Origin of the sequence: Microbacterium sp. ZW T6_19 (assembly GCF_044987465.1) — a bacterium.
GTDB classification, from domain to species: Bacteria; Actinomycetota; Actinomycetes; order Actinomycetales; family Microbacteriaceae; genus Microbacterium; species Microbacterium natoriense_A.
Map to the genome: position 1 here is coordinate 46,250 of NZ_JBJDRH010000002.1, position 25,367 is coordinate 71,616.

At 68.2% G+C, this 25,367-nt stretch carries 24 protein-coding genes and 1 other RNA gene; 15 read left to right on the forward strand and 10 right to left on the reverse strand.

Features of this window, described 5'->3' with window-relative positions; all coding sequences use genetic code 11:
* The first annotated feature begins 21 nt into the window (after positions 1 to 21).
* Together ACI3KT_RS02655 and ACI3KT_RS02660 are read left to right on the forward strand one after the other, a co-directional pair.
* The gene (locus ACI3KT_RS02655) at positions 22 to 972 is read left to right on the forward strand and encodes an L-lactate dehydrogenase (protein WP_292909751.1); all 951 of its coding nucleotides are present in this window, start codon (positions 22 to 24) and stop codon (positions 970 to 972) included.
* Complete coding sequence (locus ACI3KT_RS02660) at positions 969 to 1,850, forward strand: TIGR01777 family oxidoreductase (protein WP_404902385.1); 882 nt, start codon at positions 969 to 971, stop codon at positions 1,848 to 1,850. The genes ACI3KT_RS02655 and ACI3KT_RS02660 overlap by 4 nt, the downstream gene beginning before the upstream one ends.
* 2 nt (positions 1,851 to 1,852) lie before the next feature.
* On the opposite strand, the gene ACI3KT_RS02665 is transcribed toward ACI3KT_RS02660, so the two are convergent.
* Positions 1,853 to 2,617 (reverse strand): SDR family oxidoreductase, encoded by a 765-nt coding sequence (locus tag ACI3KT_RS02665; protein ID WP_404902388.1) that lies wholly within the window; start codon positions 2,615 to 2,617, stop codon positions 1,853 to 1,855.
* Positions 2,618 to 2,717: 100 nt separating this feature from the next.
* On the opposite strand from ACI3KT_RS02665, the gene ACI3KT_RS02670 reads away from it, so the two are divergent.
* Positions 2,718 to 3,563 carry a helix-turn-helix transcriptional regulator gene (locus tag ACI3KT_RS02670; RefSeq protein WP_404902390.1) on the forward strand — a complete coding sequence of 282 codons (846 nt, stop codon included), beginning with the start codon at positions 2,718 to 2,720 and terminating at the stop codon, positions 3,561 to 3,563.
* Positions 3,564 to 3,565: 2 nt separating this feature from the next.
* Here the strand turns inward: ACI3KT_RS02670 and ACI3KT_RS02675 are convergent, their stop codons facing one another.
* The 3 genes from ACI3KT_RS02675 to ACI3KT_RS02685 form a co-directional block, all read right to left on the reverse strand.
* The gene (locus ACI3KT_RS02675; RefSeq protein WP_292909759.1) at positions 3,566 to 3,952 is read right to left on the reverse strand and encodes a DUF2510 domain-containing protein; all 387 of its coding nucleotides are present in this window, start codon (positions 3,950 to 3,952) and stop codon (positions 3,566 to 3,568) included.
* 73 nt (positions 3,953 to 4,025) lie between these two features.
* Positions 4,026 to 5,033: a methyltransferase family protein gene (locus ACI3KT_RS02680; RefSeq protein WP_404902393.1), complete on the reverse strand. Its 1,008-nt coding sequence runs from the start codon at positions 5,031 to 5,033 to the stop codon at positions 4,026 to 4,028.
* A complete protein-coding gene (locus tag ACI3KT_RS02685; RefSeq protein WP_404902396.1) occupies positions 4,960 to 5,799 on the reverse strand; it encodes an aldo/keto reductase in 840 nt (279 codons plus the stop codon). The genes ACI3KT_RS02680 and ACI3KT_RS02685 overlap by 74 nt, the downstream gene beginning before the upstream one ends.
* 22 nt (positions 5,800 to 5,821) lie before the next feature.
* On the opposite strand from ACI3KT_RS02685, the gene ACI3KT_RS02690 reads away from it, so the two are divergent.
* From ACI3KT_RS02690 to ACI3KT_RS02710, 5 genes are all read left to right on the forward strand, one after another.
* Positions 5,822 to 6,244: a YchJ family protein gene (locus ACI3KT_RS02690; RefSeq protein WP_404902399.1), complete on the forward strand. Its 423-nt coding sequence runs from the start codon at positions 5,822 to 5,824 to the stop codon at positions 6,242 to 6,244.
* Positions 6,245 to 6,278: 34 nt separating this feature from the next.
* A complete protein-coding gene (locus tag ACI3KT_RS02695) occupies positions 6,279 to 7,013 on the forward strand; it encodes a zinc ribbon domain-containing protein (protein WP_404902402.1) in 735 nt (244 codons plus the stop codon).
* A 22-nt stretch (positions 7,014 to 7,035) separates the two neighbouring features.
* Positions 7,036 to 8,733: a bifunctional 3'-5' exonuclease/DNA polymerase gene (locus tag ACI3KT_RS02700; RefSeq protein WP_404902405.1), complete on the forward strand. Its 1,698-nt coding sequence runs from the start codon at positions 7,036 to 7,038 to the stop codon at positions 8,731 to 8,733.
* Between the two features lie 55 nt (positions 8,734 to 8,788).
* Positions 8,789 to 9,145, forward strand: an RNA gene (rnpB, locus tag ACI3KT_RS02705) — RNase P RNA component class A.
* A gap of 46 nt (positions 9,146 to 9,191) precedes the next feature.
* Positions 9,192 to 9,887, forward strand: coding sequence for a LysM peptidoglycan-binding domain-containing protein (locus ACI3KT_RS02710; protein ID WP_404902407.1), 696 nt, complete (start codon positions 9,192 to 9,194; stop codon positions 9,885 to 9,887).
* A 72-nt stretch (positions 9,888 to 9,959) separates the two neighbouring features.
* On the opposite strand, the gene ppgK is transcribed toward ACI3KT_RS02710, so the two are convergent.
* Positions 9,960 to 10,706, reverse strand: a complete 747-nt coding sequence (gene ppgK, locus ACI3KT_RS02715) for a polyphosphate--glucose phosphotransferase (RefSeq protein WP_307297133.1) — start codon at positions 10,704 to 10,706, stop codon at positions 9,960 to 9,962.
* A 68-nt stretch (positions 10,707 to 10,774) separates the two neighbouring features.
* On the opposite strand from ppgK, the gene ACI3KT_RS02720 reads away from it, so the two are divergent.
* Genes ACI3KT_RS02720 through ACI3KT_RS02735 form a run of 4 tightly spaced genes read left to right on the forward strand, consistent with a single transcriptional unit; the run spans position 10,775 to position 16,263 of the window.
* Entirely contained in the window at positions 10,775 to 10,981 is a 207-nt protein-coding gene (locus ACI3KT_RS02720; protein ID WP_307297131.1) for an SPOR domain-containing protein, read from the forward strand.
* Between the two features lie 2 nt (positions 10,982 to 10,983).
* Positions 10,984 to 12,321 (forward strand): type I glutamate--ammonia ligase, encoded by a 1,338-nt coding sequence (gene glnA / locus ACI3KT_RS02725; protein ID WP_292909777.1) that lies wholly within the window; start codon positions 10,984 to 10,986, stop codon positions 12,319 to 12,321.
* A gap of 7 nt (positions 12,322 to 12,328) precedes the next feature.
* Entirely contained in the window at positions 12,329 to 15,304 is a 2,976-nt protein-coding gene (locus ACI3KT_RS02730; protein ID WP_404902410.1) for a bifunctional [glutamine synthetase] adenylyltransferase/[glutamine synthetase]-adenylyl-L-tyrosine phosphorylase, read from the forward strand.
* A gap of 44 nt (positions 15,305 to 15,348) precedes the next feature.
* On the forward strand, positions 15,349 to 16,263 hold the full coding sequence (locus tag ACI3KT_RS02735; protein ID WP_292908986.1) for a diacylglycerol kinase family protein: 915 nt from the start codon (positions 15,349 to 15,351) through the stop codon (positions 16,261 to 16,263).
* On the opposite strand, the gene ACI3KT_RS02740 is transcribed toward ACI3KT_RS02735, so the two are convergent.
* Positions 16,250 to 17,422 (reverse strand): AI-2E family transporter, encoded by a 1,173-nt coding sequence (locus ACI3KT_RS02740; RefSeq protein ID WP_404902412.1) that lies wholly within the window; start codon positions 17,420 to 17,422, stop codon positions 16,250 to 16,252. The genes ACI3KT_RS02735 and ACI3KT_RS02740 overlap by 14 nt on opposite strands.
* A 148-nt stretch (positions 17,423 to 17,570) precedes the next feature.
* Positions 17,571 to 18,995, reverse strand: a complete 1,425-nt coding sequence (gene glnA, locus ACI3KT_RS02745) for a type I glutamate--ammonia ligase (RefSeq protein WP_292908990.1) — start codon at positions 18,993 to 18,995, stop codon at positions 17,571 to 17,573.
* Between the two features lie 118 nt (positions 18,996 to 19,113).
* On the opposite strand from glnA (ACI3KT_RS02745), the gene ACI3KT_RS02750 reads away from it, so the two are divergent.
* Positions 19,114 to 19,512 (forward strand): RDD family protein, encoded by a 399-nt coding sequence (locus ACI3KT_RS02750; RefSeq protein ID WP_292908992.1) that lies wholly within the window; start codon positions 19,114 to 19,116, stop codon positions 19,510 to 19,512.
* A 21-nt stretch (positions 19,513 to 19,533) separates the two neighbouring features.
* Here ACI3KT_RS02750 and ACI3KT_RS02755 read toward each other — a convergent pair whose 3' ends face one another.
* Positions 19,534 to 20,037, reverse strand: coding sequence for an ATP-dependent zinc protease (locus ACI3KT_RS02755; protein WP_404902415.1), 504 nt, complete (start codon positions 20,035 to 20,037; stop codon positions 19,534 to 19,536).
* A gap of 25 nt (positions 20,038 to 20,062) precedes the next feature.
* Between ACI3KT_RS02755 and rimK the strand changes: the two genes are divergently transcribed.
* Entirely contained in the window at positions 20,063 to 21,250 is a 1,188-nt protein-coding gene (gene rimK / locus ACI3KT_RS02760; protein WP_292908996.1) for a 30S ribosomal protein S6--L-glutamate ligase, read from the forward strand.
* A 58-nt stretch (positions 21,251 to 21,308) separates the two neighbouring features.
* Here the strand turns inward: rimK and ACI3KT_RS02765 are convergent, their stop codons facing one another.
* Positions 21,309 to 22,019 (reverse strand): DUF4191 family protein, encoded by a 711-nt coding sequence (locus tag ACI3KT_RS02765; protein ID WP_292908998.1) that lies wholly within the window; start codon positions 22,017 to 22,019, stop codon positions 21,309 to 21,311.
* Between the two features lie 152 nt (positions 22,020 to 22,171).
* Here ACI3KT_RS02765 and ACI3KT_RS02770 point away from each other — a divergent pair, with 152 nt between their 5' ends.
* Entirely contained in the window at positions 22,172 to 23,575 is a 1,404-nt protein-coding gene (locus tag ACI3KT_RS02770; RefSeq protein WP_404902418.1) for a hypothetical protein, read from the forward strand.
* A gap of 8 nt (positions 23,576 to 23,583) precedes the next feature.
* Here the strand turns inward: ACI3KT_RS02770 and sucB are convergent, their stop codons facing one another.
* On the reverse strand, positions 23,584 to 25,311 hold the full coding sequence (gene sucB / locus ACI3KT_RS02775; RefSeq protein WP_404902421.1) for a 2-oxoglutarate dehydrogenase, E2 component, dihydrolipoamide succinyltransferase: 1,728 nt from the start codon (positions 25,309 to 25,311) through the stop codon (positions 23,584 to 23,586).
* Positions 25,312 to 25,367 lie beyond the last annotated feature (56 nt).

The following is a 25,367-nucleotide window of genomic DNA, read 5'->3' on the forward strand; positions in this document are numbered from 1 at the left end:
CAGCCCTGCGAGACTGGCCGCATGGCAATCATCGAGAACTCGAAACTCACGGTCGTCGGCGCGGGGAGCGTGGGTTCGAGCGTCGCCTACGCAGCCCTCATCCGAGGTTCTGCACGTCACGTCGCCCTGTACGACATCGCGACCGAGAAGGTCGATGCCGAGGTGCTCGACCTCGCGCACGGCACGCAGTTCACGGGCTCGAGCGACATCACCGGCGGCAGCGACCTGTCGGTGGTGCGGGGCTCGCACGTCGTCGTGATCACCGCCGGTGCGAAGCAGAAGCCGGGTCAGACGCGCATGGAGCTCGCCGACGTGAACGCCCGGATCATCCGCACGATGCTGCCGCAGCTGCTCGAGGCGGCGCCGAACGCCGTCTTCGTCATCGTGACGAACCCGTGCGACGTGCTCACCGTGATCGCGCAGGAGGCGACCGGGCTTCCGCCCGAGCGCATCTTCTCCTCCGGGACCGTTCTCGACACCTCGCGACTGCGATGGCAGCTCGCACAACGCGCCGGCGTGTCGACGAGCAGCGTGCACGCCTACATCGTCGGCGAGCACGGCGACACCGAGTTTCCGCTGTGGTCGCACGCCTCGATCGGCACCGTGCCGATCCTCGACTGGTCGACCCCGCAGCATCCGCCCTTCACTCTCGACGAGCTCGGGTCGATCGCGGTCGACGTGCGCGACGCCGCCTACAAGGTCATCCAGGGAAAGGGCGCCACGAATTACGCGATCGGTCTGTCGAGTGCCCGCATCGTTGAGGCGATCCTGCGCGACGAGCACGCGGTCATGCCCGTGAGCACCGTGCTGCACGACTTCCACGGCATCGACGGCATCGCCCTGTCGGTCCCGTCGATCGTGAGCGCGGCAGGAGCCGTTCCGGTTCGGAACACGCCGTTCTCCGACGCCGAACTCGCTCTGCTCCGGCGATCGGCCGACGCTCTCGAGGCCGCGGTGGGTGAGCTGCGATGAAGGTGATCATCAGCGGGGCGTCAGGCCTGATCGGCACTGCACTGAACGCATCCCTGCAAGCCGACGGCATCGAGGTGACGACGCTCGTGCGTCGATCGGCGCGGAACTCGCAGGAACAGCAATGGATGCCGGGGGAGAGGCCGCTCGACCCCGATGTGCTCGCGGGAGCGGAGGCCGTCGTCGCCCTCGGCGGCGCGAGCGTCGGGCGGCTGCCTTGGACCCGCGGATATCGCCGTGAGCTCGTGCAGTCGCGCCTGCAGACCACCAAGACCCTCGCGACAGCGCTGCGGGCATTGGGAGCGGATGCACCGGCGCTGCTGTCGGCGTCTGCCGTCGGCATATACGGATCGGCGCCCGGCGCGGTGCTCGACGAGACGTCACCGGCTGGAAGCACGTTCCTCGCGCGGCTCTGCGTGGCCTGGGAGGACGAGGCCCGTCGCGCAGGCGACGACGCCCGCGTGGCGCTGCTGCGCACGGCGCCCGTGATCCACCGACGCGGGGTGCTGAAACCGCTGATCCAACTCACGCGCTTCGGTGTGTCGGGGCCGCTGGGCCCCGGGACCCAGCTGTGGCCGTGGATCTCTCTCGATGACGAGGTGCGGGCGATTCGTCACGTCATCGACGAGAAGCTCGTGGGGCCGGTGAACCTCACCGGCCCCACGCCGGCCACTGCGAACGACACCGGTCGCGCTCTGGCCGAGCGCATGCACCGGCCGTTCTGGCTGCCTGCTCCGAGCTGGGCGCTGCGTCTGGCGCTCGGCGACGCGGCGGATTCGCTGCTGCTCGCCGACGCCGACGTGCGCCCCGCCGCCCTCAGCAGGTCCGGGTTCCACTTCGAGCACGAAACCGTGCAGGACGCGGTCGCCGCGTCGGTGTGAACTCAGTGACCGTGCGGGTCGAGCCGGTTCAGCGTCGCAACCACCTGGGGGTAGTCGCCACGGGCTTCGCCGTACCGGAGGAACTTCACATTCTCGACCTGGATCTCGGTGGCCTCCGGCTGCGTCTCGATCAACGCCATCACCTCGGAGATGAAGTCGTCGAGCGGCATCGCGAACTCGCTCTCCTCCTGCCCTGGCATGAGCGCGGTGCGCACCGCCGGCGGCTCGAGCTCGACGACGCTCACGGACGACCCGTCGAACTGGAGCCGCAGCGATTCGCTCAGCATGTGGATCGCGGCCTTCGTGGCGTTGTACGTGGGCGTGACGCGCAGCGGCGCGAAGGCGAGACCCGACGACACCGTCATGATGGTGGCCGCGGGCATCGAGCGCAGATGCTCGATGAACGCGGCGATCAGCCGGATCGGGCCGAGCAGGTTCGTCGTGACGGTGGCCTCGGCGATGTCGAGGAAGCCGGCGGGTGTCGTCCAGTCCTCGACTCGCATGATGCCCGCCATCGTGATGAGCACGTTCAGTTCGGGGTGCTCGGCGAGGACCGTCGCGGCGGCCGCGCGGATGCTGTCGGCATCCGTCGTGTCGACCTGGACCGTGCGCAGACTCGGGGTCTCCCGGGCGATGCTCTCGAGGAGGTCGGTTCGTCGGCCGCCGATGATCACGGTGTTGCCTCGTGCGTCGAGCGCTCGGGCCAGGGCGAGCCCGATGCCGCTCGTCGCGCCGGGGATGAAGATGGTGTTTCCGCTGATGTTCATGCAACCAGCGTGTGACGGCCGATCGATGCGCGGCAGAGAGCGGTCATCCACGGACTGGCGGTCCCTGGATGCGACGCCGGAGTGGAGGGATACTTCGAGGATGGATCGTGATGCACTCGCCGACTTCCTGCTCCGACGACGGCGGGAGCTGAAGCCCGCCGACGTGGGGCTCAGCGCCGGTCCCAGACGCCGGACGTCAGGGCTCCGACGAGAAGAGGTCGCCATGCTGGCGGCGATGTCGACCGACTACTACGCACGACTCGAGCAGCGCCGTGGCCCACAGCCGAGCGTGCAGATGCTCGCCGCCCTCGCCAGGGCACTGCGCCTCACTCCCGATGAGCGCGACTATCTCTATCGGATCTCGGGCCACAGCGCACCCGACCGTGCGGCCTTCACCGACTACCTGCCGCCGTCGCTGCTGCGCGTGCTCGACCGGCTGCACGACACACCGGCTTTCGTGGTCTCGGCGATCGACGAGGTGCTCGTGCAGAATGACGCGTCCCGCCCTCTCATTGGCGATGCGACGGGTCGCGCGGGCATGGAACGCAGCGGAATCTACCGCTGGTTCGCGCATCCCGAGACGGAACGCGCACGCTACCCGGTCCGCGATCACGAGCGCCAGGGGCGCACGTTGACGGCATCCCTTCGCGCCGCCCTCGGCGCCTGGGGCCTCACCTCGCGGGCCGCCGACATCGAGAAGGCGCTGCGCGCGGCCAGCCCGGAGTTCGTCGGTTACTGGGAGGACCACGAGGTTCGTCGACGGTTCGAGGATCACAAGGTCCTCGTGCACCCCGAGCTCGGCGAGATCGAGGTCGACTGTCAGGCGCTGATCACGCCTGACGAGTCGTGCGCGCTGATCGTGCTCACGGCGGCGCCGGGCAGCGAGGCTGCAGGAAAGCTCGATCTGCTCCGAGTCCTGGGGACGCAGCGGGTCGGCTCAGCCTGATTTCAGAGCTTCTCGAAGACCAGCGTGGCCTGGATGCGGTCGCCGCCGCCGAAGCCGGTGCTGCCCGACGACGACGTGGTGATCGTGTGCAACCGGTAGCCGAGGGCCGCCTGGGTGTTGATCGCGTACTCGAGCTCGGTGAGGTTGCCCGACCCGGAGCCGAAGAACTTCTCCTTGAGCACGACCTGCAGCACCACGTAGCTCATGCCCTGCGCGGCCGGGCGCGGCTGCGCACCGGCGACGGCTTCCGCCTGCGCGCGTTCGATGAACCCGCCGATTCCGGGTTCGGGAGCGGCGGCAGGCTGAACGTTCTCGGTCCAGTTCTGTCCGTCCCACCAGCGCTGAGTTCCGGTGCCGTCGTCGTACCAACCGGCCTGAGTTGTGCTCACAGGTGTCTCTTCTCGCTTCGATTCGCCATGATCCTCAACGTCATGAGCTGATCGATTGTATGGCCTGGCATCCTCACGCGCGGCGGGTGAGCCGCGGTACCCAGCACGGCACGCGACGGCGGTACTCGTCGAACTCGGCACCGAAGCGGCTCTCGAGATCGGCTTCTTCCTGTGGCCTCACGAGCGTGTTCCAGATCAGCGAACCGCACAGGGCATAGGCGACGACCAGCCAGGAACCGAGTGCCAGGCCGACGGCGACGCCCTGGGCGATACCGGCCACCGCCATCGGGTTGCGCACGTACCGATAAGGCCCGGTTATCACGAGGCGGCGGGCCATGTGCGCCGGAAGCGGCGTTCCCTCGCCGACGACGAGCACCGACACGGCAGAGCGGATTCCGAGAGCGGATGCCGAGATGAACAGCAGTCCGCCCGCGACCCGCACGGGCACCGGGACGTCCATGCGCAGCATCCATCTCGCCTCGACAGCGGCGATGCCGACCGGCAGCACACCCAGGAACAGCACCCAGAACAGCAGCATCTGGCGTACGGTCCGCGCGGCGAGGCGCGCGCGCCCCTCGTTGCGGGCGGTCCGGAACGCGAATGGACCTCTGACGATCCACTCGACCGGTGCGCGACCGCAGACGATCACGATGCCCGCGGCCACGCTGCCCATCGCGGAGAGTGCCATGAGCAGCGCACCCCAGCCGGCCAGAGTCGTGGCCGTCGAGTACACGGCCATCCCCGCCGCGACCAGCACCGTCCAGGGGACGGCGATCCACACCGCCTGACGGATGCCCCAGGCCACCAGAGCCGAGGCGAGCACGAACAGCGGGATGTCGCCGATCGCGATCACCCCTGCCGGAAGGTCGCCGAGCGTCGCGAGCCGCGCCGCATCAGTCGTGAAGACGGCGATCCACCAGAGCGCCCCGGCGAGCGCCTGGAACCCGAAGTACGCCCGTGCCGTGCGTGGCGTGACCCTGATTCCGGCGACCGTGATCCGGTCGATCTCAGGACTCCTCGTGCGTCGCCGGATCGGCGTCGAACAGCCGCCCGTCCGCCCGCCCGAGTGCGGTGATGGCATCCACCTCGGCCGCGTCGAGCACGACGGCACCCGCGGCGAGGTTCGCGGCCTGGTGCTCCGCCGAAGACGCCTTCGGGATCGCCACGGTCTCGCGCGCGACGTGCCAGGCGAGCACCGTCTGGGCAGGGGTGATCCCGTGCGCGGCCGCGACCTGGGCGATCACCGGCTCCGAGAGCAGGGCGGCCGCCCTTCCGATCGGACTCCACGCCTCGGTGATGATGCCCCGCTCACGGTGATACGCCAGCTGCTCGCTCTGCGGGAAGTACGGGTGCACTTCGATCTGGTTCACGACCGGACGGACACCGGTCTCGCTCTCGATGCGCTCCAGATGCTCGGGGAGGAAGTTGGAGACCCCGATGTGACGCACCACCCCGCGCTGCTGCGCGTCGACGAGCGCTTCCCATGCCTGCACGTACTCTCCCTGAGAGGGATTCGGCCAGTGGATCAGATGCAGGTCGATCGCATCGACGCCGAGCCGTGATCGGCTCTCCTCGATGCTGATGCGGGCCTTCGACGAGCTGTGGTGCCGGCCCGGGAGCTTGCTCGTCACGACGATCTCGCTGCGATCGACCCCTGACGCGGCGATTCCGCGGCCGACGGAGCCCTCGTTCTCGTAGTTGAACGCCGAGTCGATCAGGCGGTATCCGGCGCCGATCGCGGCAGCGACGGCATCCGCTCCCTCGTCGCCCCAGAGCGCGTACGTTCCGAATCCGACGGCGGGCAGGGAGAAGCCGTTGTGGGCGGTGAACCGGGGAAGTGCTGTCATGCCGTCAGCGTACGCTGGAGCCATGACGGCAGGGGAGAACGCGACGGCGGGTGACCGCATTCCTGATGAGGACTCCCGCTGTCCGTGCGGATCCGGTGACGTCTACGGCGGATGCTGCGGGCCGCTGCACCGCGGTGCAGCGGCGCCGACGGCCGAGCGTCTCATGCGATCGCGGTACACCGCGTTCGCGATCGAAGACGCTCGCTACCTGCATGTCTCATGGCATCCGTCCACCCGGCCGCGCTCGATCGAGTTCGAGCCCGGCCTGCAATGGCGCCGGCTCGCGATCGTCGACCGGGTCGCGGGTGGCCCGTTCGATGACGAAGGCGTGGTCGAGTTCGAGGCGTACTGGCATCAGGACGGCGCCCGGGGTTCGCTGCGCGAGCGCAGTCGTTTCGTGCGCGAAGACCGTCGCTGGCTCTATCTGGATGGCGAGGTGCAGTGATGCTCGGCATCCCGCACCGGCTAGATTTGACAGTGTGAACGCCTCCCCGGAACACCAGCGCATCCTGCTCGACGTCGCCGATCTCGATCGGCGCATCCTCCAGGCGGAGCGTGCACGCACCAAGCCCGTGCAGGGCCCCCGCATCACCGAGCTCGTCGCTGTCCGCCAGGACCAGTTGCGTGAGCTCACCGCCCTCACCGGAACCCGGGACGATGTCCGCATCGAGCTCTCGCGTCTGGAGTCCGACGTGAAGCTCGTCGAGCAGCGGCGAGCGCGCGACGCCGAGCGTCTGGCGACCGCGACCAACTCGAAGGAAGCACAGGCGCTCGAGCACGAGCTCGACAGCCTGGCCAGGCGTCAGAGCGACCTCGAGGACGCCGAACTCGACGTGATGGGGCGCCTCGAGGAGGCAGAAGCCGCCGTGGCCGCGCAGCAGGCGCTGCTCGACGCCACGACCGCCGAGGGCTCGACGCTCACGACTCAGGCGAAGGCCGACGTCGCCTCGGCCACCGAGCTCGGTGCTCAGCTCGCGCGCGATCGTGCGGCCGTGACCGAAGCGCTCCCCGCAGCGCTGCTCGCCGAGTACACCCGTCGTGCAGGCAACAGCGCCGGCGCAGCGCTCCTCACCCGCGGCACCTGCGAGGGCTGCAACATGATGCTTCCGGGCACCGACCTCAACGACATCCGTCGTGCTCCCGAAGACGCCGTCGTCTCGTGCCCCGAGTGCGGATGCATCCTCGTGCGCACCGAGGAGTCCGGGCTGTCATGAGCATGCCCCGCTCACGACAGCGGTGACCTCGCGACATAGCGCCGAGAGCCGCATCGCGCTGATCGCGGTCGGCAGGTCCGGCTACCTCGCGGTCGATCTCGACGACGGCGGCGGCGAGGGCGCTCGGCGCGCCCTCTCCGCGAGCGAACTGGCCACTTTCGTCGCGGCCCGCGAGCGCGAAGCGGCGCCTCGCTGGGTGATCCGCAGCGCCCGTGACGTGTACCCCGCGCTGCTCGACGCCGGAGTGCTCATCGGTCGCGCGCACGATCTGCTTCTCTGCCACGCGATCCTCCGTGACACCGACAAGGTCGCCAGGCCTCTGGCGCCGTCGGAATGGTGGGTACGTCGCGAGCCGACCGCGGAGGCGCCTGCGCTCTTCGACGTCGCCGAGGAACGGGCCCCCGATGATCCTGTCGCGGAGATGCTCGCGCAGTACCGCGAGCAGCGACGGGTGATCGCAGACAGTAAAGACGGACGTCTGGCCCTCCTGTGCGCGGCGGAGTCCGCGGGCGGCTTGATCGCGGAGGAGATGCGGGCCGCAGGGCTGCCCTGGAACGAGGCCGTTCACGACCAGATCCTCACCGAGATCCTCGGAACTCGCCCGGTCGCCGGTGGTCTGCCGAGCCGGATGTCCGCCCAGGCCGAGCGGGTGCGCTCGATCCTCGGCGACGCCTCCGTGAACCTCGAGAGCCAGCCGAAGCTCCTACGGGCCCTGCACCGCGTGGGCGTGCAGGTCGAGTCCACGAGCAAGTGGGAATTGTCAGAGCACAGCCACGCGGTGGTCGAGCCTCTCCTCGCGTACAAGAAGCTCTCACGTCTGCTCAGCGCGAACGGGTGGGCATGGCTGACGGAGTGGGTCCATGACGGCAGGTTCCGGCCCGTCTACATACCGGGTGGAGTCGTCACGGGCCGATGGGCCTCAGCAGGCGGTGGTGCCCTGCAGCTTCCTCGGAACCTGCGTACGGCGGTGCGGGCTGATCCGGGCTGGACGCTGGTCGTCGCCGACGTCGCGCAACTGGAGCCGCGGATGCTCGCCGCGATGGCGGGGGATCGCGCGATGGCGCGCGCGGCCCAGGGTGCCGACCTCTATGCGGGGGTCGTCGAGTCCGGCGCGGTCGCCACGCGTGAAGAGGCGAAGTACGCGGTGCTCGGTGCGATGTACGGTGCCACCACGGGTGACAGCGGGCGACTCGTACCGCGGCTGCGGAAGGTGTACCCCCGCGCGATGGCTCTCGTCGACAAGGCGGCCAGGTTCGGTGAGGACGGGGGAGTGGTCTCCACCTGGCTGGGCCGGTCGTCTCCGAGGCCGTCCGAGGAATGGTCACGCATGCAGGCGGGCGCGACGGGTGCAGACGCCGATCCGGCGGACGTGGCGGTCGCCCGCCGGCGAGCGCGCGACTGGGGGCGGTTCACGCGCAACTTCGTCGTGCAGGGGACCGCAGCCGAATGGTCACTGATCTGGCTCGCCGAGATCAGGCATCGGCTGCGGCAGTTTCCCGAGTCTGCGGTTCCGGCACCGGCATCCGCGGCGTTCTCCCGGCATCCTCACCTCGCTTTCTTCCTGCATGACGAGGTGATCCTGCATGTTCCGCTGGAGCAAGCGGATGCTGCGGCCGACGCGGTGCGAGAGGCGGCGGCCGTGGCGACCCGACGGCTGTTCGGCTCGTTCCCGATCGATGTGCCGCTGGATCTGCGCATCGCGGAGTCGGCGGAGAAGTGAGCGTCGTGCGCGCCGAACACCTGCGGCTGGCCCCCCGGTAGACTGGACGGGCGAATGGGTCGACTGGACGGTCGCGTGGCGGGCAACCGCACCGAGGAACGTCCGGGCTCCTCAGGGCAGGACGGTGGGTAACGCCCACCCGGAGCAATCCGCGAGAAAGTGCCACAGAGAGCAGACCGCCCCGCAAGGGGTAAGGGTGAAAGGGTGGTGTAAGAGACCACCGGGGGCCGTGGTGACACGGTCCGCCAGGTAAACCTCGTCCGGAGCAAGGTCAGACAGAGGATGTTGACGCGGCTCGCCGAGTCCTCGGGTAGACCGCTAGAGTGCCACGGCAACGTGTCGCCGAGAGAGATGGCCGTCGAAGGGGCGAAGAACCCCGGAACAGAACCCGGCGTACAGGTCGGCCCATTCGCACCCCCCTACTGGATTCATCGCCGCACGCGCGGTAGCGTTCGTCAATGTCGTATCGCGCAGTGGTCGGGTCGGCACTTCTCGCTGCCCTCGTCGCCGTCGTGCTCACCGGATGCACGGCCCCGGAGCCGAAGCCCACCGAGACGCCAGCGGCGGTTCAACCGTCGCCGGAACCGAGCGTCGACCCCGCGCTTGCTGCGGAGCCGGAGCCTGTCGACACCGGCTCCATCGACGGTGCTGAGGGAGAAGCCGTCTTCTACGACGACGCACTCGTCGGTTACGTGGTCACGTACGGCGACATCATAAGCGCGATCGAGCAGCGCTTCGGCGTCGCCCGGCTGGCTTCGCTCAACGGCATCGCCCCGGAGACGATCGGGCCGGGGGATCGTCTTCTTCTGCGAAGGGGCGCCAAGGTTCCCGACAGCAGCGGATGCATCGAGCGGTCGGGGCTGGGGTTCTTGTACGGCAACGGCGACGATGGGCATCGGGTGTTCTGGATCGGCCCCGAACTGGTGGATCGCGGATCCAGAGACACCGCCGACGGGACCGTCGCGAGGGACTCTGCCGGACGCATCATGTCGTACACGGTCGCAGACGGCGACGGTGAGATCGCGATCGGCGACCGATTCTGTCTGGAGCCGCAATCGTTCATGGAGTACAGCGGCCTGGAGTGGGTTCTCCAGCCCGGCGACGTGCTGGTGCTGGCAGTGGATCCCGCCGACCTGTTCGTAGCCAAGCAGTAGCAGAGCCGGTATGGCGAAGGCCCCGCGTTCCCGGAGGAACACGGGGCCCGAGAGGTTTCGGATGCCTGCGGCTCAGTCGCCGGCGAGGGATGCCGCGCCGATGATCCCCGAGTTGTTGCGATGGATCGCGGGGACGATCGGAGTCTTGAGCTCGAGCAGCGGAAGGAAGTCGCCCGCGTTCTTCGACACGCCGCCGCCGACGACGAACAGATCCGGGCTGAAGAGGAACTCGATGTGCGAGTAGAAGGCCTGGAGGCGCTCGGCCCATGCCTCCCAGCTGAGGCCCTCGCGTTCGCGGGCAGAGGTCGCGGCCCACTTCTCCACCGAGTCGAACTCGCGGAAGTTCAGATGTCCGAGTTCGGAGTTGGGGACGAGCACGCCGTCGTAGAGAAGGGCGGATCCGATGCCGGTGCCGAGCGTGGTGAGCAGGGTGAGCCCGATGACGTCGCGGGCCGCTCCGTGGCGCGCCTCGGCGACGCCCGCGGCGTCTGCATCGTTGACGAAGACGATGTTGCGGCCCAAGCCGTCGCGGAAGAAGCGCTCGGCGTCGAAGTCGAGCCATTCCTTGGAGACATTGGCCGCAGAGAGCGTCTTGCCCCGCTTGACGATCGCGGGGAAGGCGACACCGAGGGGAAGAGTGGACTCGTGCACGTCGAGCGTGCGAAGCACCGTCTGGACGGCTGTCAGCACGTCCTGGGGCGATGCGCCCTCAGGAGTGGGGACGCGAACGCGGTCGGACGCCATGGTCCCGTGCTCGAGGTCGACGATTCCTGCCTTGATACCCGTGCCGCCGATGTCGACGCCGATCGCTTTTGCCATGGTCGCTAGCTTAGCGACAGGCGTCAGCGCCAGTAGGATCGATGACATCACGGGAAGAAGGAGCGCTGATGTCGACTGGCGATGAGAAGTACTGGTACAACCTGGCCACCGGACAGGTCGAGTTCGGCATGATCTCGCCGTCGGTCGACCGCGTAGGGCCCTTCGACACCGAGGCGGAGGCGGCGAACGCGCCGGCGCTGCTGCGGGAACGCGCCCGCGCGTGGGCGGACGAGGATGCGGCCGAAGACGCCGCCAAGAGCCAGGACGCAGAGTAGCAATGGACAAGCAGCGGGATTTCGTGCTCCGCACGATCGAGGAGCGGGGCGTCAAGTTCGTCCGCCTCTGGTTCACCGATGTGATCGGAACCCTCAAATCGGTGGCCATCGCGCCTGCCGAGGTCGAAGGCGCATTCGCCGAGGGCATCGGCTTCGACGGATCGGCCATCGAGGGACTGACCCGCAGCTACGAGTCCGACCTGTTGGCGCAGCCCGATCCCACGACCTTCCAGATCCTGCCGTGGCGGGGTGAGATCGACCCGACCGCGCGCATGTTCTGCGACATCACGACGCCCGACGGGCGCCCTGCGGTCTCCGACCCGCGGCACGTGCTCAAGCGCACCCTGGCCAAGGCAGCCGACGCGGGCTTCACGTTCTACACGCATCCCGAGATCGAGTTCTATCTGCTCAAGTCCTCGTCGTTCGGTCCGGAAGGACCGGTTCCGGTCGACTCCGCCGGATACTTCGACAACGTCCCCGGCGGCACGGCGCACGACTTCCGCCGGCGCTCGGTGCGGATGCTGGAGGACCTCGGCATCTCGGTCGAGTTCAGCCACCACGAAGGCGGCCCCGGCCAGAACGAGATCGACCTTCGCTACGCCGACGCGCTGACGATGGCCGACAACGTCATGACCTTCCGCACCGTGATCAAGGAAGTGGCGATCGAGCAGGGCGTCTACGCGACGTTCATGCCGAAGCCGCTCAGCGGACACCCCGGCAGCGGCATGCACACCCACATGTCGCTGTTCGAGGGTGAGCGCAACGCGTTCTACGAGGAGGGCGCGAAGTATCAGCTCTCCAAGACCGGACGTCACTTCATCGCCGGCCTGCTCAAGCACGCCAACGAGATCGCGGCGGTGACCAACCAGTTCGTGAACTCGTACAAGCGCCTGTGGGGCGGCGACGAGGCGCCCAGCTTCGTCACGTGGGGTCACAACAACCGTTCGGCTCTCGTGCGCGTGCCCATGTACAAGCCCAATAAGGGCGGTTCGACTCGTGTCGAGTACCGCGCCCTCGACTCTGCTGTGAACCCGTACCTGGCGTACGCGCTCATGCTGGCCGCGGGCCTGAAGGGCATCGAAGAAGGCTACGAGCTGCCGCCCGAGTCCGAGGACAACGTGTGGCAGATGACCGACGCCGAGCGCCGCGCGCTCGGGTACTCGGCACTTCCCGCAAGCCTCGATCACGCGCTGGAGTACATGGAGAACTCCGAGCTCGTCGCCGAGACGCTGGGCGAGTCGGTCTTCAACTACGTCCTGCGCAACAAGCGCATGGAGTGGGAGGCCTATCGCGGTCAGGTCACGCCGCTGGAGCTGAAGAACAACCTCGAGCTCCTCTGAGGCGCGCATGGCCCGTTCGGACGAATCCGTCTCGCTCTCTGCCCTGGCGAGGCTCGGCTTCGCAGAACTGAGCGAGGCAGCCTCTTCGCTCGACGAGTTGGCCGCTCTGCTCGGCCTCGACAGAGCCGCTCTGCTCGACGGCGCGCAGGCAGCCGACCCGGATGCCGCGGTCGAGGGCATGCTGCGGGTGGCTCGGCGCGACGCTGCGCCCCTGAAGACGCTGTTCGTCCAAGCTGACTCGCGTCGCCGGGCCTGGCGCGTGTTCGGCGCGTCTCAGGGACTGGGCGGCTTCTTCCTGCGGCATCCGTCCGAGTTGTCGGTGTTGGCGACATCTGCCGAGCGGTTGCCGTCGGCAGATGAGCTGCGCTCGAGGCTGCTCGAGGCGATCGGCGCTCGAGAGGGGTTCGCGGCATCGGCGGGTGATGACGCGCTCGTGGCTCTGCGTGTCGCGTACCGGCGAGAGCTCGCGGGAATCGCCGCGTTCGATCTGAGTCACGCGAGCGCGGTCGACATCGTCGGCGACGTGGCGGCGGCGCTTGCCGATATCGCCGGAGCAGCTCTGGAAGCGTCTCTCGCAGTCGCGCGCACTCAGGTTCGCGGGGCGTTCGGCGATGAGGAGATCGCTGCGACCCAGCTGGCGATCATCGGGATGGGCAAGGCGGGCGCCCGAGAACTGAACTACGTGAGCGACGTCGACGTGATCTTCGTCGGCGGCACCTCGGACGAAGAGGTGGTGTCCGAGGCCCGCGCGATCGACGTCGCGACACGCCTCGCCCGCGAGACCATGCGCGGACTGAGCGGCATCGAAGCCGAGCCGCCGCTGTGGGAGGTCGACGCCGCTCTGCGGCCGGAGGGCAAGCAGGGTGCTCTGGTCCGCTCTCTCGCCTCGCATCTCGCCTACTACGACCGTTGGGCGAAGAGCTGGGAGTTCCAGGCGCTGCTGAAGGCGCGGCCCCTGGCCGGAGACGCCGCGCTCGGCGCGGCCTACATCGAAGCCGTGCAGCCGAAGGTGTGGTCGAGCGCGGCGCGCGAGAACTTCGTCGACAGCGTGCAACGGATGCGCGAGCGGGTGATGGAGCACATCGACCCCGATGACGCGCCGTATCAGCTCAAGCTCGGTGCCGGTGGCCTGCGTGACATCGAGTTCACGGTCCAGCTGTTGCAGCTCGTCCACGGCCTCACCGATCCGACGATCCGCACGCGCGGGACGCTCGAGAGCATCGACGCGCTGGTCGAGGGCGGCTACATCGGGCGGGTCGAGGCGGCGACCTTCGCAGACGACTACCGCGTGCTCCGCCTCATGGAGCACCGCCTGCAGCTGCGCGAGCTGAGCCGCACCCACTTGATGCCGCGGACGCCCGCCGGACTCCGAGTGCTCGCACGCAGCACGGCTCTGGCCGAATCCGGCGAGGCCGTGTGGCAGCGCTGGGAGAGCGTGCGCAGGGAAGTCCGCGAGATCCACATCCGGCTGTTCTACCGTCCGCTGCTGAGCGCGGTGGCCGCGCTGCCCGAAGACGAGCGCACGCTGTCGACCGCGCAGGCGCACGACCGCCTCGCCGCCATCGGCTTCCGCGACCCGACCGGTGCGCTGCGGCACATCGGCGCGCTGACCACGGGCCTCAGCCGCAAGGCGACGATCCAGCGCCATCTCATGCCGATCATGGTGCGCTGGTTCGCCGACGGGAGCGATCCCGACTACGCGCTGATCGCCTTCCGGAGGATCAGCGAACGGCTCGGCGACACTCCGTGGTTCCTGCGGATGCTGCGCGACTCGTCCGGCGCGGCAGAGAGCCTGACCCGCCTGCTGTCGTCGTCGCGGTACGTCGGCGAGCTCATGGAGTGGATCCCCGAATCGGTCGCCTGGCTGGACAGCACCGAACTGCTCCGTCCTCGCAGCCGCGCGGCGATCGACGAAGAGGCGCGGGCGATCCAGACCAGGCACGACACCGTGGTCGGCGCCCTGCGCGCCGTGCGGGCGCTGCGCCGACGCGAATTGCTGCGGACGGCCATGGGAGCCGTGCTCGACGTGCTCACGATCGAGGAGGTCGCGACCTCACTCACCGAGATCACCGACGCCACGATCCAGGCGGCACTGCGGGCGGTCTACCGCGAGGTCGTCCCCCCGGAGGACGGTGCGCTCGACTTCGCCGTGATCGGGATGGGAAGGTTCGGCGGCGCGGAACTGGGATTCGGATCGGATGCCGACATCCTCTTCGTCTACGACGCCAACGGGGTCGACCCTGAACGTGCGCAGAAGCTGTCGATGCAGATCGTCGCCGGCCTGCGCGAGCATCTCGCCGACAACAGAGTTCCCCTCGATCTGGACGCCGACCTCCGCCCTGAAGGGCGCAGCGGTCCTGTCGCCCGTTCGATCGAGGCCTACGCGGAGTACTACCGGCGCTGGTCCCTCTCATGGGAGGCGCAGGCTCTGCTGCGCGCGCGCGGCGTCGCCGGCAGCGCCAAGCTGACGAGCAGGTTCATGGCCCTCGCCGACAGCATCCGCTATCCCGAAGCCGTCGATCTTCAGGGCACTCGGGAGATCAAGCGGATCAAGGCGCGTGTCGAGGGGGAGCGGCTCCCGCAGGGAGCCGACCCGCGTCGTCACCTCAAGCTCGGACCGGGCACGCTCAGCGACGTCGAGTGGCTCGTGCAGCTGCTGCAGCTGCAGCACGCTCACCGCGTGCCCGCGCTGCGCACCACGTCGACCATCGCGGCTCTCGACGCCGCGGTCGAGGCGGATCTCGTTCCGTCGGCCTCCGCCGACCTGCTGCGCGACGCCTGGCGCCTGTCGAGCCGTCTGCGATCGGCCATCACGCTCTTCACAGGCCAGACGAGCGACGTGCTGCCCACCGAACCGCGACAGCTCGACGCGATCGGCATCCTGCTCGGCTATCCGGAGCGGTCGGCCACCGTGCTCGAGGACGACTACCTCGGCGTCACGCGGCGAGCCAGGAAGGCGTTCGAAGCGCTCTTCTACGGCTGAGCGTTCGGTTTGCGATATCTTCGGCTCTCGCCCAAGCTGTCTCCATGACGATCTCAAGACTCGGCGTGATCTGGAATCCCTCGAAGATCGATGAGGAGCAGCTGCGCGCGGCCGTGGCGGAGTCGATCACCGGCGAGGTCACGTGGTGGGAGACCAGCGAAGACGATCCCGGCCGAGGCATGGCCGCAGCCGCCGTGGAGGAGGGCTGCGAGGTCGTCGTCGCCGTCGGCGGCGATGGAACGGTCAGAGCGGTCGCGGAGGTCTTGGCCGGAACGGATGTCGCACTCGGCATCGTGCCGCAGGGCACGGGCAACCTGCTCGCGCGGAACCTGGGCGTGCCTCTCGACGATCTCAAGGCCGCGCTCGAGCGCGTGCGCGATGGAGAGCCGCGCAAGATCGACATCGGCTGGGTCGAGTTCGGGGGCGAGAAGCGAGCCTTCACCGTCATGGTCGGCTTCGGAGTCGATGCGCAGATGCTCGTGGAGACGAACGACGACCTCAAGGACCGCGCGGGCTGGCTCGCCTACGTCGAGGCGATGGGGCGGGCGCTCTCCGGCACCGAGATGACCGACATCACACTGACGATCGACGATGGCGACGCCCAAGAGGTCCGCGGACACACCATGATCGTCGGCAACTGCGGAATGCTCCAGGGCGGCATCCGCCTTCTTCCCGACGCCGTGCTCGACGATGGTCAGCTCGATCTGCTTCTCGTGAGCGCTGACGGCGCGCTGCAGTGGCTCGACACCGTGAGGTCGGTCGTGTGGGACAACGGCATCCGCCGCGTTCTGGGCGGCACGACCGAGGCCGTGAGCACGGAGTCGACGCGCCACGTCGCCGCGCAGACCGTCTCGGTGACGCTGGAGTCTCCTCAGCAGTTCGAGGTCGACGGCGAGGAGGTCGGCGAGGTCTCGTCCTTCGTGGCCACGGTGCAGCCGATGGCGCTTATCGTGCGATGAGCTCGGGCGGCACGACCTTGCGGTCCTGAGCCGGGAACAGCACCTTCTGCACGATGATGATGATGCTCGCCGCCACGGGGATCGCGACGAGGGCGCCGGCGATGCCGCCCAGCGCTCCGCCGGCCACCGCTGCGATCACGACGAGGGAGCCCGGAACGGCCACGGCCTTGCTCATGATGCGGGGTGAGAGCACGTATGCCTCGATCTGCATGTAGACGAGGTAATAGGCGAACGCGATGATCGCTGTGACCGGGCTCACGACGAGGCAGATCAACGCGTTGATGATCGACGCCGAGAGCGTGCCCACCAGCGGGATCATCGAGCCGATGAAGGCGATGAGCGCGAGGAGCGCCGGTACCGGGGCGCCGATGATCGACAGCATGACCAGGCTCAGCACGCCGTTGACGAGCGCCAGGCTGACCTGGCCGATCACGTAGCGCCCGACCGCGCCAGAGACGTCCTCGACGAGGCTGCTGAAGGTGTCGCGCTGGTAGGCGGGAACGAAGCGGGCCGCCACCTTCTTCATGCTCCGCAGCGAAGCCATGAAGTAGAGCGTCAGGATCAGCACGATCGTGACGCCGGTGAAGCCGCCCGCGATGCCGCTGCCGACGGCGAGCACGCCGCCGCTGATGTTGAGGAGGTTCGTCGGGTCTTTGACGAACGTCAGGGCGGATGCTGCGGCGTCTTCGAAGTTGGCGCCGAACTGGGCGGTGAGGTTCTGGTACCAGTCTGCGTGCTGGATGTCTTCGACCATCTGAGGGCCGTTGTCGATCAGGTTCGTGATCTGGGTCACGAGGATCGGGACGATCGCGAGGATGATGCCCGCGAACAGGAGGAGCACGATCGCGACGACGATCGCCACGGCCCCCGCCCTGGGCATCGAGAAGCGTCGCTCGAGGAAGGTGACGATCGGATCGAGCCCGAGCGCGAGGAACACCGCGAACCCGATGTAGACGAGCACCGTGCCGAGCTGGGTGACGATGCCACCGACGGTCAGCGCGACGAGGACGCCGAGAGCGCCGAGAAGCCCGAAGATGAACGGGTTGATCCGGGCGATCGCCGCGGCGGCCGTCGTCGGCTGCGAGTGCGGACGCGTGCCCTGATAAGGCTGCACCGCGGTCGTCGGTTCAGGCGTGGTGATCGGTCGACGACGTCGCATCGTGCCCCCAGAGTGTCGGATCGGAACTGTCAGTTGAGCAGGCGGGCGCTCCTGAGTCAAGCCGGTTGCACCGCGCGTCGCGTCGGGTGTCTCCCGACACGACGAAGGCCCGCCCCGGATGATCGGGGCGGGCCTTCGTGTGATTCGATCAGACGCCGTAGTACAGCTCGAACTCGAACGGGTGCGGGCGCTGGGCCATCGGAAGGATCTCGTTCTCGTACTTGTACGAGATCCACGTCTCGATGAGCTCCTCGGTGAACACGCCGCCCTCGAGGAGGAAGGCGTGGTCCTCGCGCAGGGCCTCGAGCGAGTCCAGCAGCGAGTTCGGAACCTGAGGGATGTTCTTGGCCTCCTCGGGGGGAAGCTCGTAGAGGTCCTTGTCGACCGGCTCGTGCGGCTCGATGCGGTTCTTGATGCCGTCGAGACCGGCCATGAGCTGGGCGGCGAAGGCGAGGTACGGGTTGCCCGAGGCATCAGGCGCCCGGAACTCGATGCGCTTGGCCTTCGGGTTCGATCCTGTGATCGGGATGCGGATGGCGGCGGAGCGGTTGCCGGCCGAGTAGACCAGGTTGACCGGAGCCTCGAAGCCCTTGACCAGACGGTGGTAGCTGTTCAGGGTCGGGTTGGTGAACGCGAGCAGTGCGGGTGCGTGCGCCAGGATGCCGCCGATGTACCAGCGCGCGATGTCGCTGAGCTGGCCGTATCCGGCCTCGTCGTAGAAGAGCGGCTTGCCTTCGCTCCACAGGGACTGGTGCGTGTGCATGCCCGAGCCGTTGTCGCCGAAGAGCGGCTTCGGCATGAAGGTGGCCGACTTGCCCCAGAGGTCAGCGGTGTTCTTGACGATGTACTTGAACTTCAGGATGTCGTCGGCCGCGTGCACCATGGTGTCGAAGCGGTAGTTGATCTCCTGCTGACCGGCCGTGCCCACTTCGTGGTGCGAGCGCTCGAGGATGAATCCGGCATCGATGAGCTTGAGCGTGATGTCGTCGCGCAGGTCGGCGGTCTTGTCGACGGGGGAGACGGGGAAGTAGCCGCCCTTGTAGGGGGTCTTGTTGCCGAGGTTGCCGCCCTCTTCCTCGCGGCCGGTGTTCCACGCGGCCTCTTCGGAGTCGACCTTGTAGAAGCTCTCGCCGGCGGTGACCGAGTAGCGGACCTCGTCGAAGATGTAGAACTCGGCCTCGGGGGCGAAGAAGGCGGTGTCGGCGATGCCGGTGGACGCGAGGTACTTCTCAGCGTTCTTGGCGACCTGACGCGGGTCCTTCGAGTAGATCTCGCCGGTGCGCGGGTTGTAGATGTCGAAGACCATGACGAGCGTGCTCGCTTCGCGGAACGGGTCGACGTAGGCGGTCGTCACATCCGGGATGAGCTGCATGTCGGACTCGTGGATGCTCGCGAAGCCGCGGATCGAGGAGCCGTCGAAGAGCTGGCCGTTGACGAAGAAGTCCTCGTCGACCGTCGATGCCGGGATGTTGAAGTGCTGCTGCACGCCAGGGAGATCGGTGAAGCGGATGTCAAGGAACTTGACGTCGTTCTCCTTGATGTAGCTCAGTACCTCGGACGAATCTTTGAACATGGACGACTCCTGTAATGCGGATCGAGGGCTTCACGGCCATTGTGCACAGTACGTGCGAACGATTTCCCCTTGGTGTCCGCTTTGTTTCGAGCATGTTACGCGCCGGTAGGCTGGGAGGGTGACGGATGCTGCGAATTCCTACCCCGGCGAACGACTCGGTCTCCCCGAGCAGGGCCCTGGGAGCATAGCCCGTCCCGGCCGCAGGATCGGCGCACTCGCGATCGACTGGGCCGCCGCGGTGATCATCTCGATCGCGTTCTTCCAGTACGACTCCCTGGCGACGCTGATCGTCTTCGCCGTCGTGCAGATCCTCTTCATCCCGACTGCCGGCGGCAGTCCGGGGCACCGGATCCTGGGCATGCGCGTGGTGCTGTTCTCGGGCCCGGGGTGGGTGGGACTGTGGCGCCCGCTCGTGCGGACGCTTCTGCTCGTGCTCGTGATCCCGGCCGTCGTGTGGGATCCGGATCAGCGCGGTCTGCATGACAAGGTCGCGGGCCTGGTGCTGATCCGGGCCTGATCCGCTTCGGGAGCCGACCGTCTATGCGGTCTCGGAGCCTGCTGGGGTGTCTTTGCCGCGATTGCGGCGGCGAGCATCGCGGGGGGCCTTGCCGCCGACGAAAGAGCGAGCGGGGTCGACGACGTATCCCTGTCGCAGTGCTTCACGTCCGATCAGCATCCGAAATCCCATCTCGTCCCGATTGCTGAGCGTGACCTCGGCCAGCACCTCGCGGTCATACAGGCGGATGAGGAGCTCGACGACGAAACGCGTCTGCGCGTGGCCCGAGGAGCTCCGCACGGCTCGGCGATCGTGCACAGGGCACTCGACCTCGATGGCGTCGTCCTGGCTGTGCTGCCACGGCTTCACCCAGAAGCGCACCCAGTTCTCGCCGTCGCGTTCGAACTCGCGAATGCCGAAAGCATGAAGTGAGGAGGTCCGCGCACCGGTGTCGATCTTCGCTTTCAGCCAGTCGACGCCGAGATCGGGCAGGCTCACCCATTCTCGCCACCCGATAAGAGTGTTTGAATGGGATGTCTTACTCACCCGTACATCCTGGCAGGAATTCTTTGTGAAGATCGCAGTGCTGTCCCGTGCGCCCCAGGCGTACTCCACTCAACGACTGCGCTCTGCCGCCCTGCAGCGCGGACACAACGTGAAGGTGCTGAACACCCTGCGCTTCGCGATCGATCTCACCGCCGATGCGCCAGATCTGCACTACCGGGGCCGCCAGCTCAGCGACTACGACGCGATCCTGCCGCGTATCGGCAACTCGATCACGTACTTCGGCACGGCTGTGGTCCGGCAGTTCGAGCAGATGGACGTGTACACGCCCAACACCGCGAACGGCATCTCGAGCGCGCGTGACAAGCTGCGCGCGAATCAGATCCTGTCGCGGCACAACATCGCGATGCCGCCGACCGCGTTCGTGCGCAACCGCGCCGACGTGCGGCCTGCGATCGAGCGCGTGGGCGGCGCGCCGGTCGTCATCAAGCTGCTCGAGGGCACGCAGGGGATCGGCGTCATCCTCGCTCCCCAGGTCAAGGTCGCCGAGGCGATCATCGAGACGTTGCACTCGACCAAGCAGAACGTGCTGATCCAGAAGTTCATCGCGGAGAGCCGCGGACGCGACATCCGTGCGCTGGTCGTCGGCGACCGGGTCGTCGCCGCGATGCGGCGTTCGGCAGCAGGAGACGAGTTCCGCTCGAACGTGCACCGCGGCGGCTCGGTCGCGGCCGTCACGCTCGACCCCGTATACGAGCAGACAGCCGTCCGAGCCGCGCAGATCATGGGCCTGCGAGTGGCGGGCGTCGACATGCTCGAAGGCGAGGACGGCCCGCTGGTCATGGAGGTCAACTCCTCGCCGGGCCTGCAGGGCATCGAGCAGGCGACGGGACTCGACGTCGCCGGCGCGATCGTGGACTACATCGCCAACCAGGTGAACTTCCCCGAGATCGACGTGCGCCAGCGCCTCAGCGTCTCGACGGGCTACGGCGTGGCCGAGCTCGTGATCCACGCGGGAGCCGAGCAGGTGGGAAAGCAGCTCGGTGATCTCGGCCTGTGGGATCGGGACATCACGGTGCTCACCCTGCATCGAGGCGTCACCGTCATCCCGAACCCGCGCAAGCACGTCCTGCTTCAGGACGAGGATCGGCTGCTCTGCTTCGGCAAGCTCGACGAGATGCGCTCGATGATCCCGGAGCGCCGTCGGCGCCGTGCCAAGGTGCGACGGCTCCCGAAGGAGTTCCTCGCGGACTGACAGAAGAAGGGCCGCTCTCGGAGGAGAGCGGCCCTTCTTCGTGGTCCCTGTCGATGGATCAGCGTGGACGCTGCGAACGCACCTTCGTCGGGTCGATGCCCTTCGGGATCGGCAGCGAGGAGATCGACTGCGAGACCGAGTCGATGCGGCGGATGACAGCAGCCATCGTGGTCTTGTCGATGGCCTTGGGAAGCTTCTTGATCGTCTTGGCGAGGTCCGCGATCGAGACGTCGTCGTCGCCGTGGCCCACGTACAGCACTGTCACGGGCACACCGTGCGCGACGCGTGCCGCCTTGCTGCGCTCGTCGTTGACCAGGCGGGTGAGGCGACCGCGGGAACCTTCGCCGACGACCACGACGCCGCCGCGACCGACAGTGCGATAGACCGCGTCCTGCGTCTTCGGGTTGATGCCTACCGGCGCCTCGGAGGCCTGCCAGTTGCGGCCGAGGCTCGTGCTCAGCACATGACCGGTGGCGCCGGGCATCCCGTCGATCTTCTGGTACATCGCCGACGTCGAGAGCCGCGTCATCAGGAACATCGAGGCGAGCACGCCGAGCATGAGACCCGAGATGCTCCACAGGACCATGGTCCAGACGTTCACCGGGGGGATGAAGGCCCCGACGAGCAGGCCGATCAGCACGCCGCCGATGATGATGGCGATCTGCGCCCAGGGGAGCCAGGGGTAGATCTCGCGGGTGAACGTGAAGAGGGACTTGATCTGGGAGAAGAACCCAGGACGCTTCTCAGGTTCAGACGTACGGTTTGCCATGTATACCAGCCTACCGATTCCGGCATGCCTGCGATGTCCCGTTCGCGTCGGGCGGATTCGACTCCTCCTGCACATTTCGGCTTTCATGCGAATCGCTCCACATCCGCGGCTTTCCGGCCCCGCGAAGGCTGCCGATGCGCTGTCATAGGGGCATGACCTCAGAGACGGAAGGCGGCACCGCACTGGTGCCGGGCGCCCACCGCACCATCCGTGTGCTCGGCGCCGACGAAGGGCCGTTCCGCGGGGCTCTCGTCACGGCAGGGGAGGCCATCGCCGTGATGACGGACGCCGACGATCTCAGCGGGTGGGCCGGGTGGAGCTATGCGGGCAGCGACCATGTCGCCGGTCCTCTCGATCTCGTGCGCCGCGCTGATGGTCACGGCGTCCTGTTGCCGTGGTGCACCGAGACCGTCGACGCGTTCCTGGGGAGACGCGCCGCGATCGGGGCACCGCTCACCGCCGGAGAGGCGAGCACTCTCGTCGTGAGCCTGATCCGGGGAGTCGGTGAGGTTGTCGATGAGGGCGATCATGGGTGCTGGTGGCTCACCGACGGTGGCCGGCCGGTGTTCGTGATCGGCGAAGGCGACGACGTGCGAGATGCGGCTGCCGCGGTCGTCGACCGGGTTCACCGCGAAGGGAGCGACCGGGCGCTGGGGCGCCTGCTCGCCGCGGTGCGTGACGGACTGCGGGACGGCAGGGACCGACCGCGCATGTCGCCGATGCAGCTCGAGCGCTGGGAAGCCGAGCTGTTCGAGATCGCCGCGCCGCGGGCGCTCGACACTGCGATGCACGCCCCCGAGCGCGTGCGCGGTATCGAGATGCTCCGCGAGGGCGGCATACGTCCGCCGACGACCCGCCGCGCGTCGCGGAGCTCTGCGCGACAAGGCGTCTTCGGTGCGAGGCTGCGGCCGGCGGTGGCGGACGCGGCCGAGCGCGTGCATCGCGCGGGAAGCGCTCTGTCGGCTCGATTCCGACGGCGGGAGCGCGATCTCGCCCGCACGGCGTCGGGCACCGCCTCACCTCCGGCCCGTCGCAAGATCATGATCGCGGGGGCCTGCGCGGTCGTGGTGATCGCGGGAGGACTGCTGTGGCCGGGGGGAGCCACAGGGGAAGCCGCATCCTCAGCCGCGCCGTCGAGGAGTCCGGCGTCGGACGAGGGCCCGAACCCCACCGGATCGTCCGCGAACCCGAACGCGGACGACCCGGCGGAGTCACCGAGACCACCCGACCCACGGGGAACGTCTGACGATCCTGTGGCGGCGGCGACAGCACTGCTCGAGGAGATCGCGTCGTGCGCGGGTCGGGGCGACACCACGTGCGAGGGCGCGGTGGCGAGTGGGGCAGCGGGAATCGTCGACGCCCTGGGTGAGGCCTCGGAGTCGGATGCTCCCGCTACCGAGCTCGTCGACGCCTATGGTGACATCGCGGTGATCCGTCTCTCACCTGCGTCGGGAACCGCGGAGGAGACGGCAGGCGAACTCATGCTGGTGCTCGTGCGACTGGCAGAGAAATGGCTGGTCCGCGACGTCTACGGCGTCGCGGACCAGCCAGGGTGATCGTGTGATCAGGCTCCGAGAACGGCTGCGAAGTTCGCACCCTCGAGGCGGGCCTTGATGGCCCCCAGGAAGCGTGCGGCATCGGCGCCGTCGATGATGCGGTGATCGTACGAGATCGCGAGGTACACGTACGAGCGCACGGCGATCGCATCCGCGCCGTCGACAGTCACCACTCCGGGGCGCTTGAACACCGTGCCGGTGCCGAGGATCGCGGACTGCGGCAGGAACACGAGCGGCGTGTCGAACAGTGCACCGCGCGAGCCCGTGTTGGTCACCGTGAACGTGCCGCCGGCCAGCTCGTCTGGCTTCAGCTTGTTGTCACGCGTCCGGGCGGCGAGATCGGCGATCTCGTGCGCCAGCTGAGCGAGGTTCTTGCTCGCGGCGTCGCGGACGACGGGTGTGAGCAGGCCGCGCTCGGTGTCGACGGCGATCGAGATGTTCTCCGACGCCGGGTACACGATGCTGTCGCCGTCGACCGTCGAGTTGATGATCGGGAACGCCTGCAGCGCCTCAGCAGCAGCCAGCGTGAAGAACGGAAGGAACGACAGCTTGTCGCCCGTCTTCTGCTGGAACGAGACCTTCACGCTGTCGCGGTAGGCCGCCAGAGCAGTGACATCGACCTCGACGAACGTGGTCAGCTGGGCGGTCTGCTGCATGGAGGCGACAGCGCGCTCCGCGACCACCTTGCGCAGACGCGACATCTTCTGGGTCGTGCCGCGCAACGGCGAGACCTCGAGAGCCGGGGCGGCTGCAGCGGGTGCCGCAGCCGCAGGAGCGGCCACGGTCGCAGCGGCGTTCAGCACGTCTTCCTTGCGGATGCGTCCACCGACTCCGGTGCCCTTGACGGTGGCGAGATCGACACCCTGCTGGGTCGCCAGGCGGCGCACCAGCGGCGTGACATACAGATTGTCGTTCTCTTCCGCGGCGGCCGGGGCTGCCGGAGCAGCGGCGGGCGCCGGGGCAGCAGCAGCGGGTGCGGGCGAAGCGGCAGGTGCAGGTGCAGCGGCAGGAGCAGGTGCAGCGGCAGGAGCAGCCGTGGGTGCCGGAGCGGCAGAGGGCGCCGGCTCGGCAGCGGGTGCGGGTGCCGGGGCAGCAGCGGGAGCCGTTCCGGAGCCGACACGTGCGAGGACGGCGCCGACGGCGACGGTCTCGTCTTCTCCCGCGACGATCTCCTGAAGGACGCCGGCCACGGGGGAGGGGATCTCGGTGTCGACCTTGTCGGTCGAGATCTCCAGCAGAGCCTCGTCGACGGCGACGGTGTCACCCACCTGCTTGAGCCAGCGGGTCACGGTGCCCTCCGTCACGCTCTCACCGAGCTCGGGGAGCACGATGTCGGTCGCGTCGCCAGCGGGTGCTGCGGCCTGAGCGGCATCTGCGGCCGGAGCGGCCTCGGGTGTTGCCTCAGCCGGGGCCTCGGCTGCCGGGGCGGCAGGCTCGGGGGCGGCCTCCGCTGCCGGGGCAGCGGCCGCGGGGGCATCCGCAGCGGGCGCGGCACTGCTGCCATCGCCGATGCGGGCGAGCAGAGCGCCGACCTCGACGGTCTCGTCCTCGGCGACCAGGATCTCCTCGATCACACCGGTGACGGGCGACGGGATCTCGGTGTCGACCTTGTCGGTCGAGATCTCGAGCAGGCCCTCGTCCGCCTGCACTGTGTCACCGACCTGCTTCAGCCAGCGGGTGACCGTACCCTCTGTGACGCTCTCACCGAGAGCGGGGAGGACCACGGATGTGCTCATGACGGAGTCTCCTTCAAGATGTTGTATGACGCGTGTCTAGCTTAGTGAACTGCGCA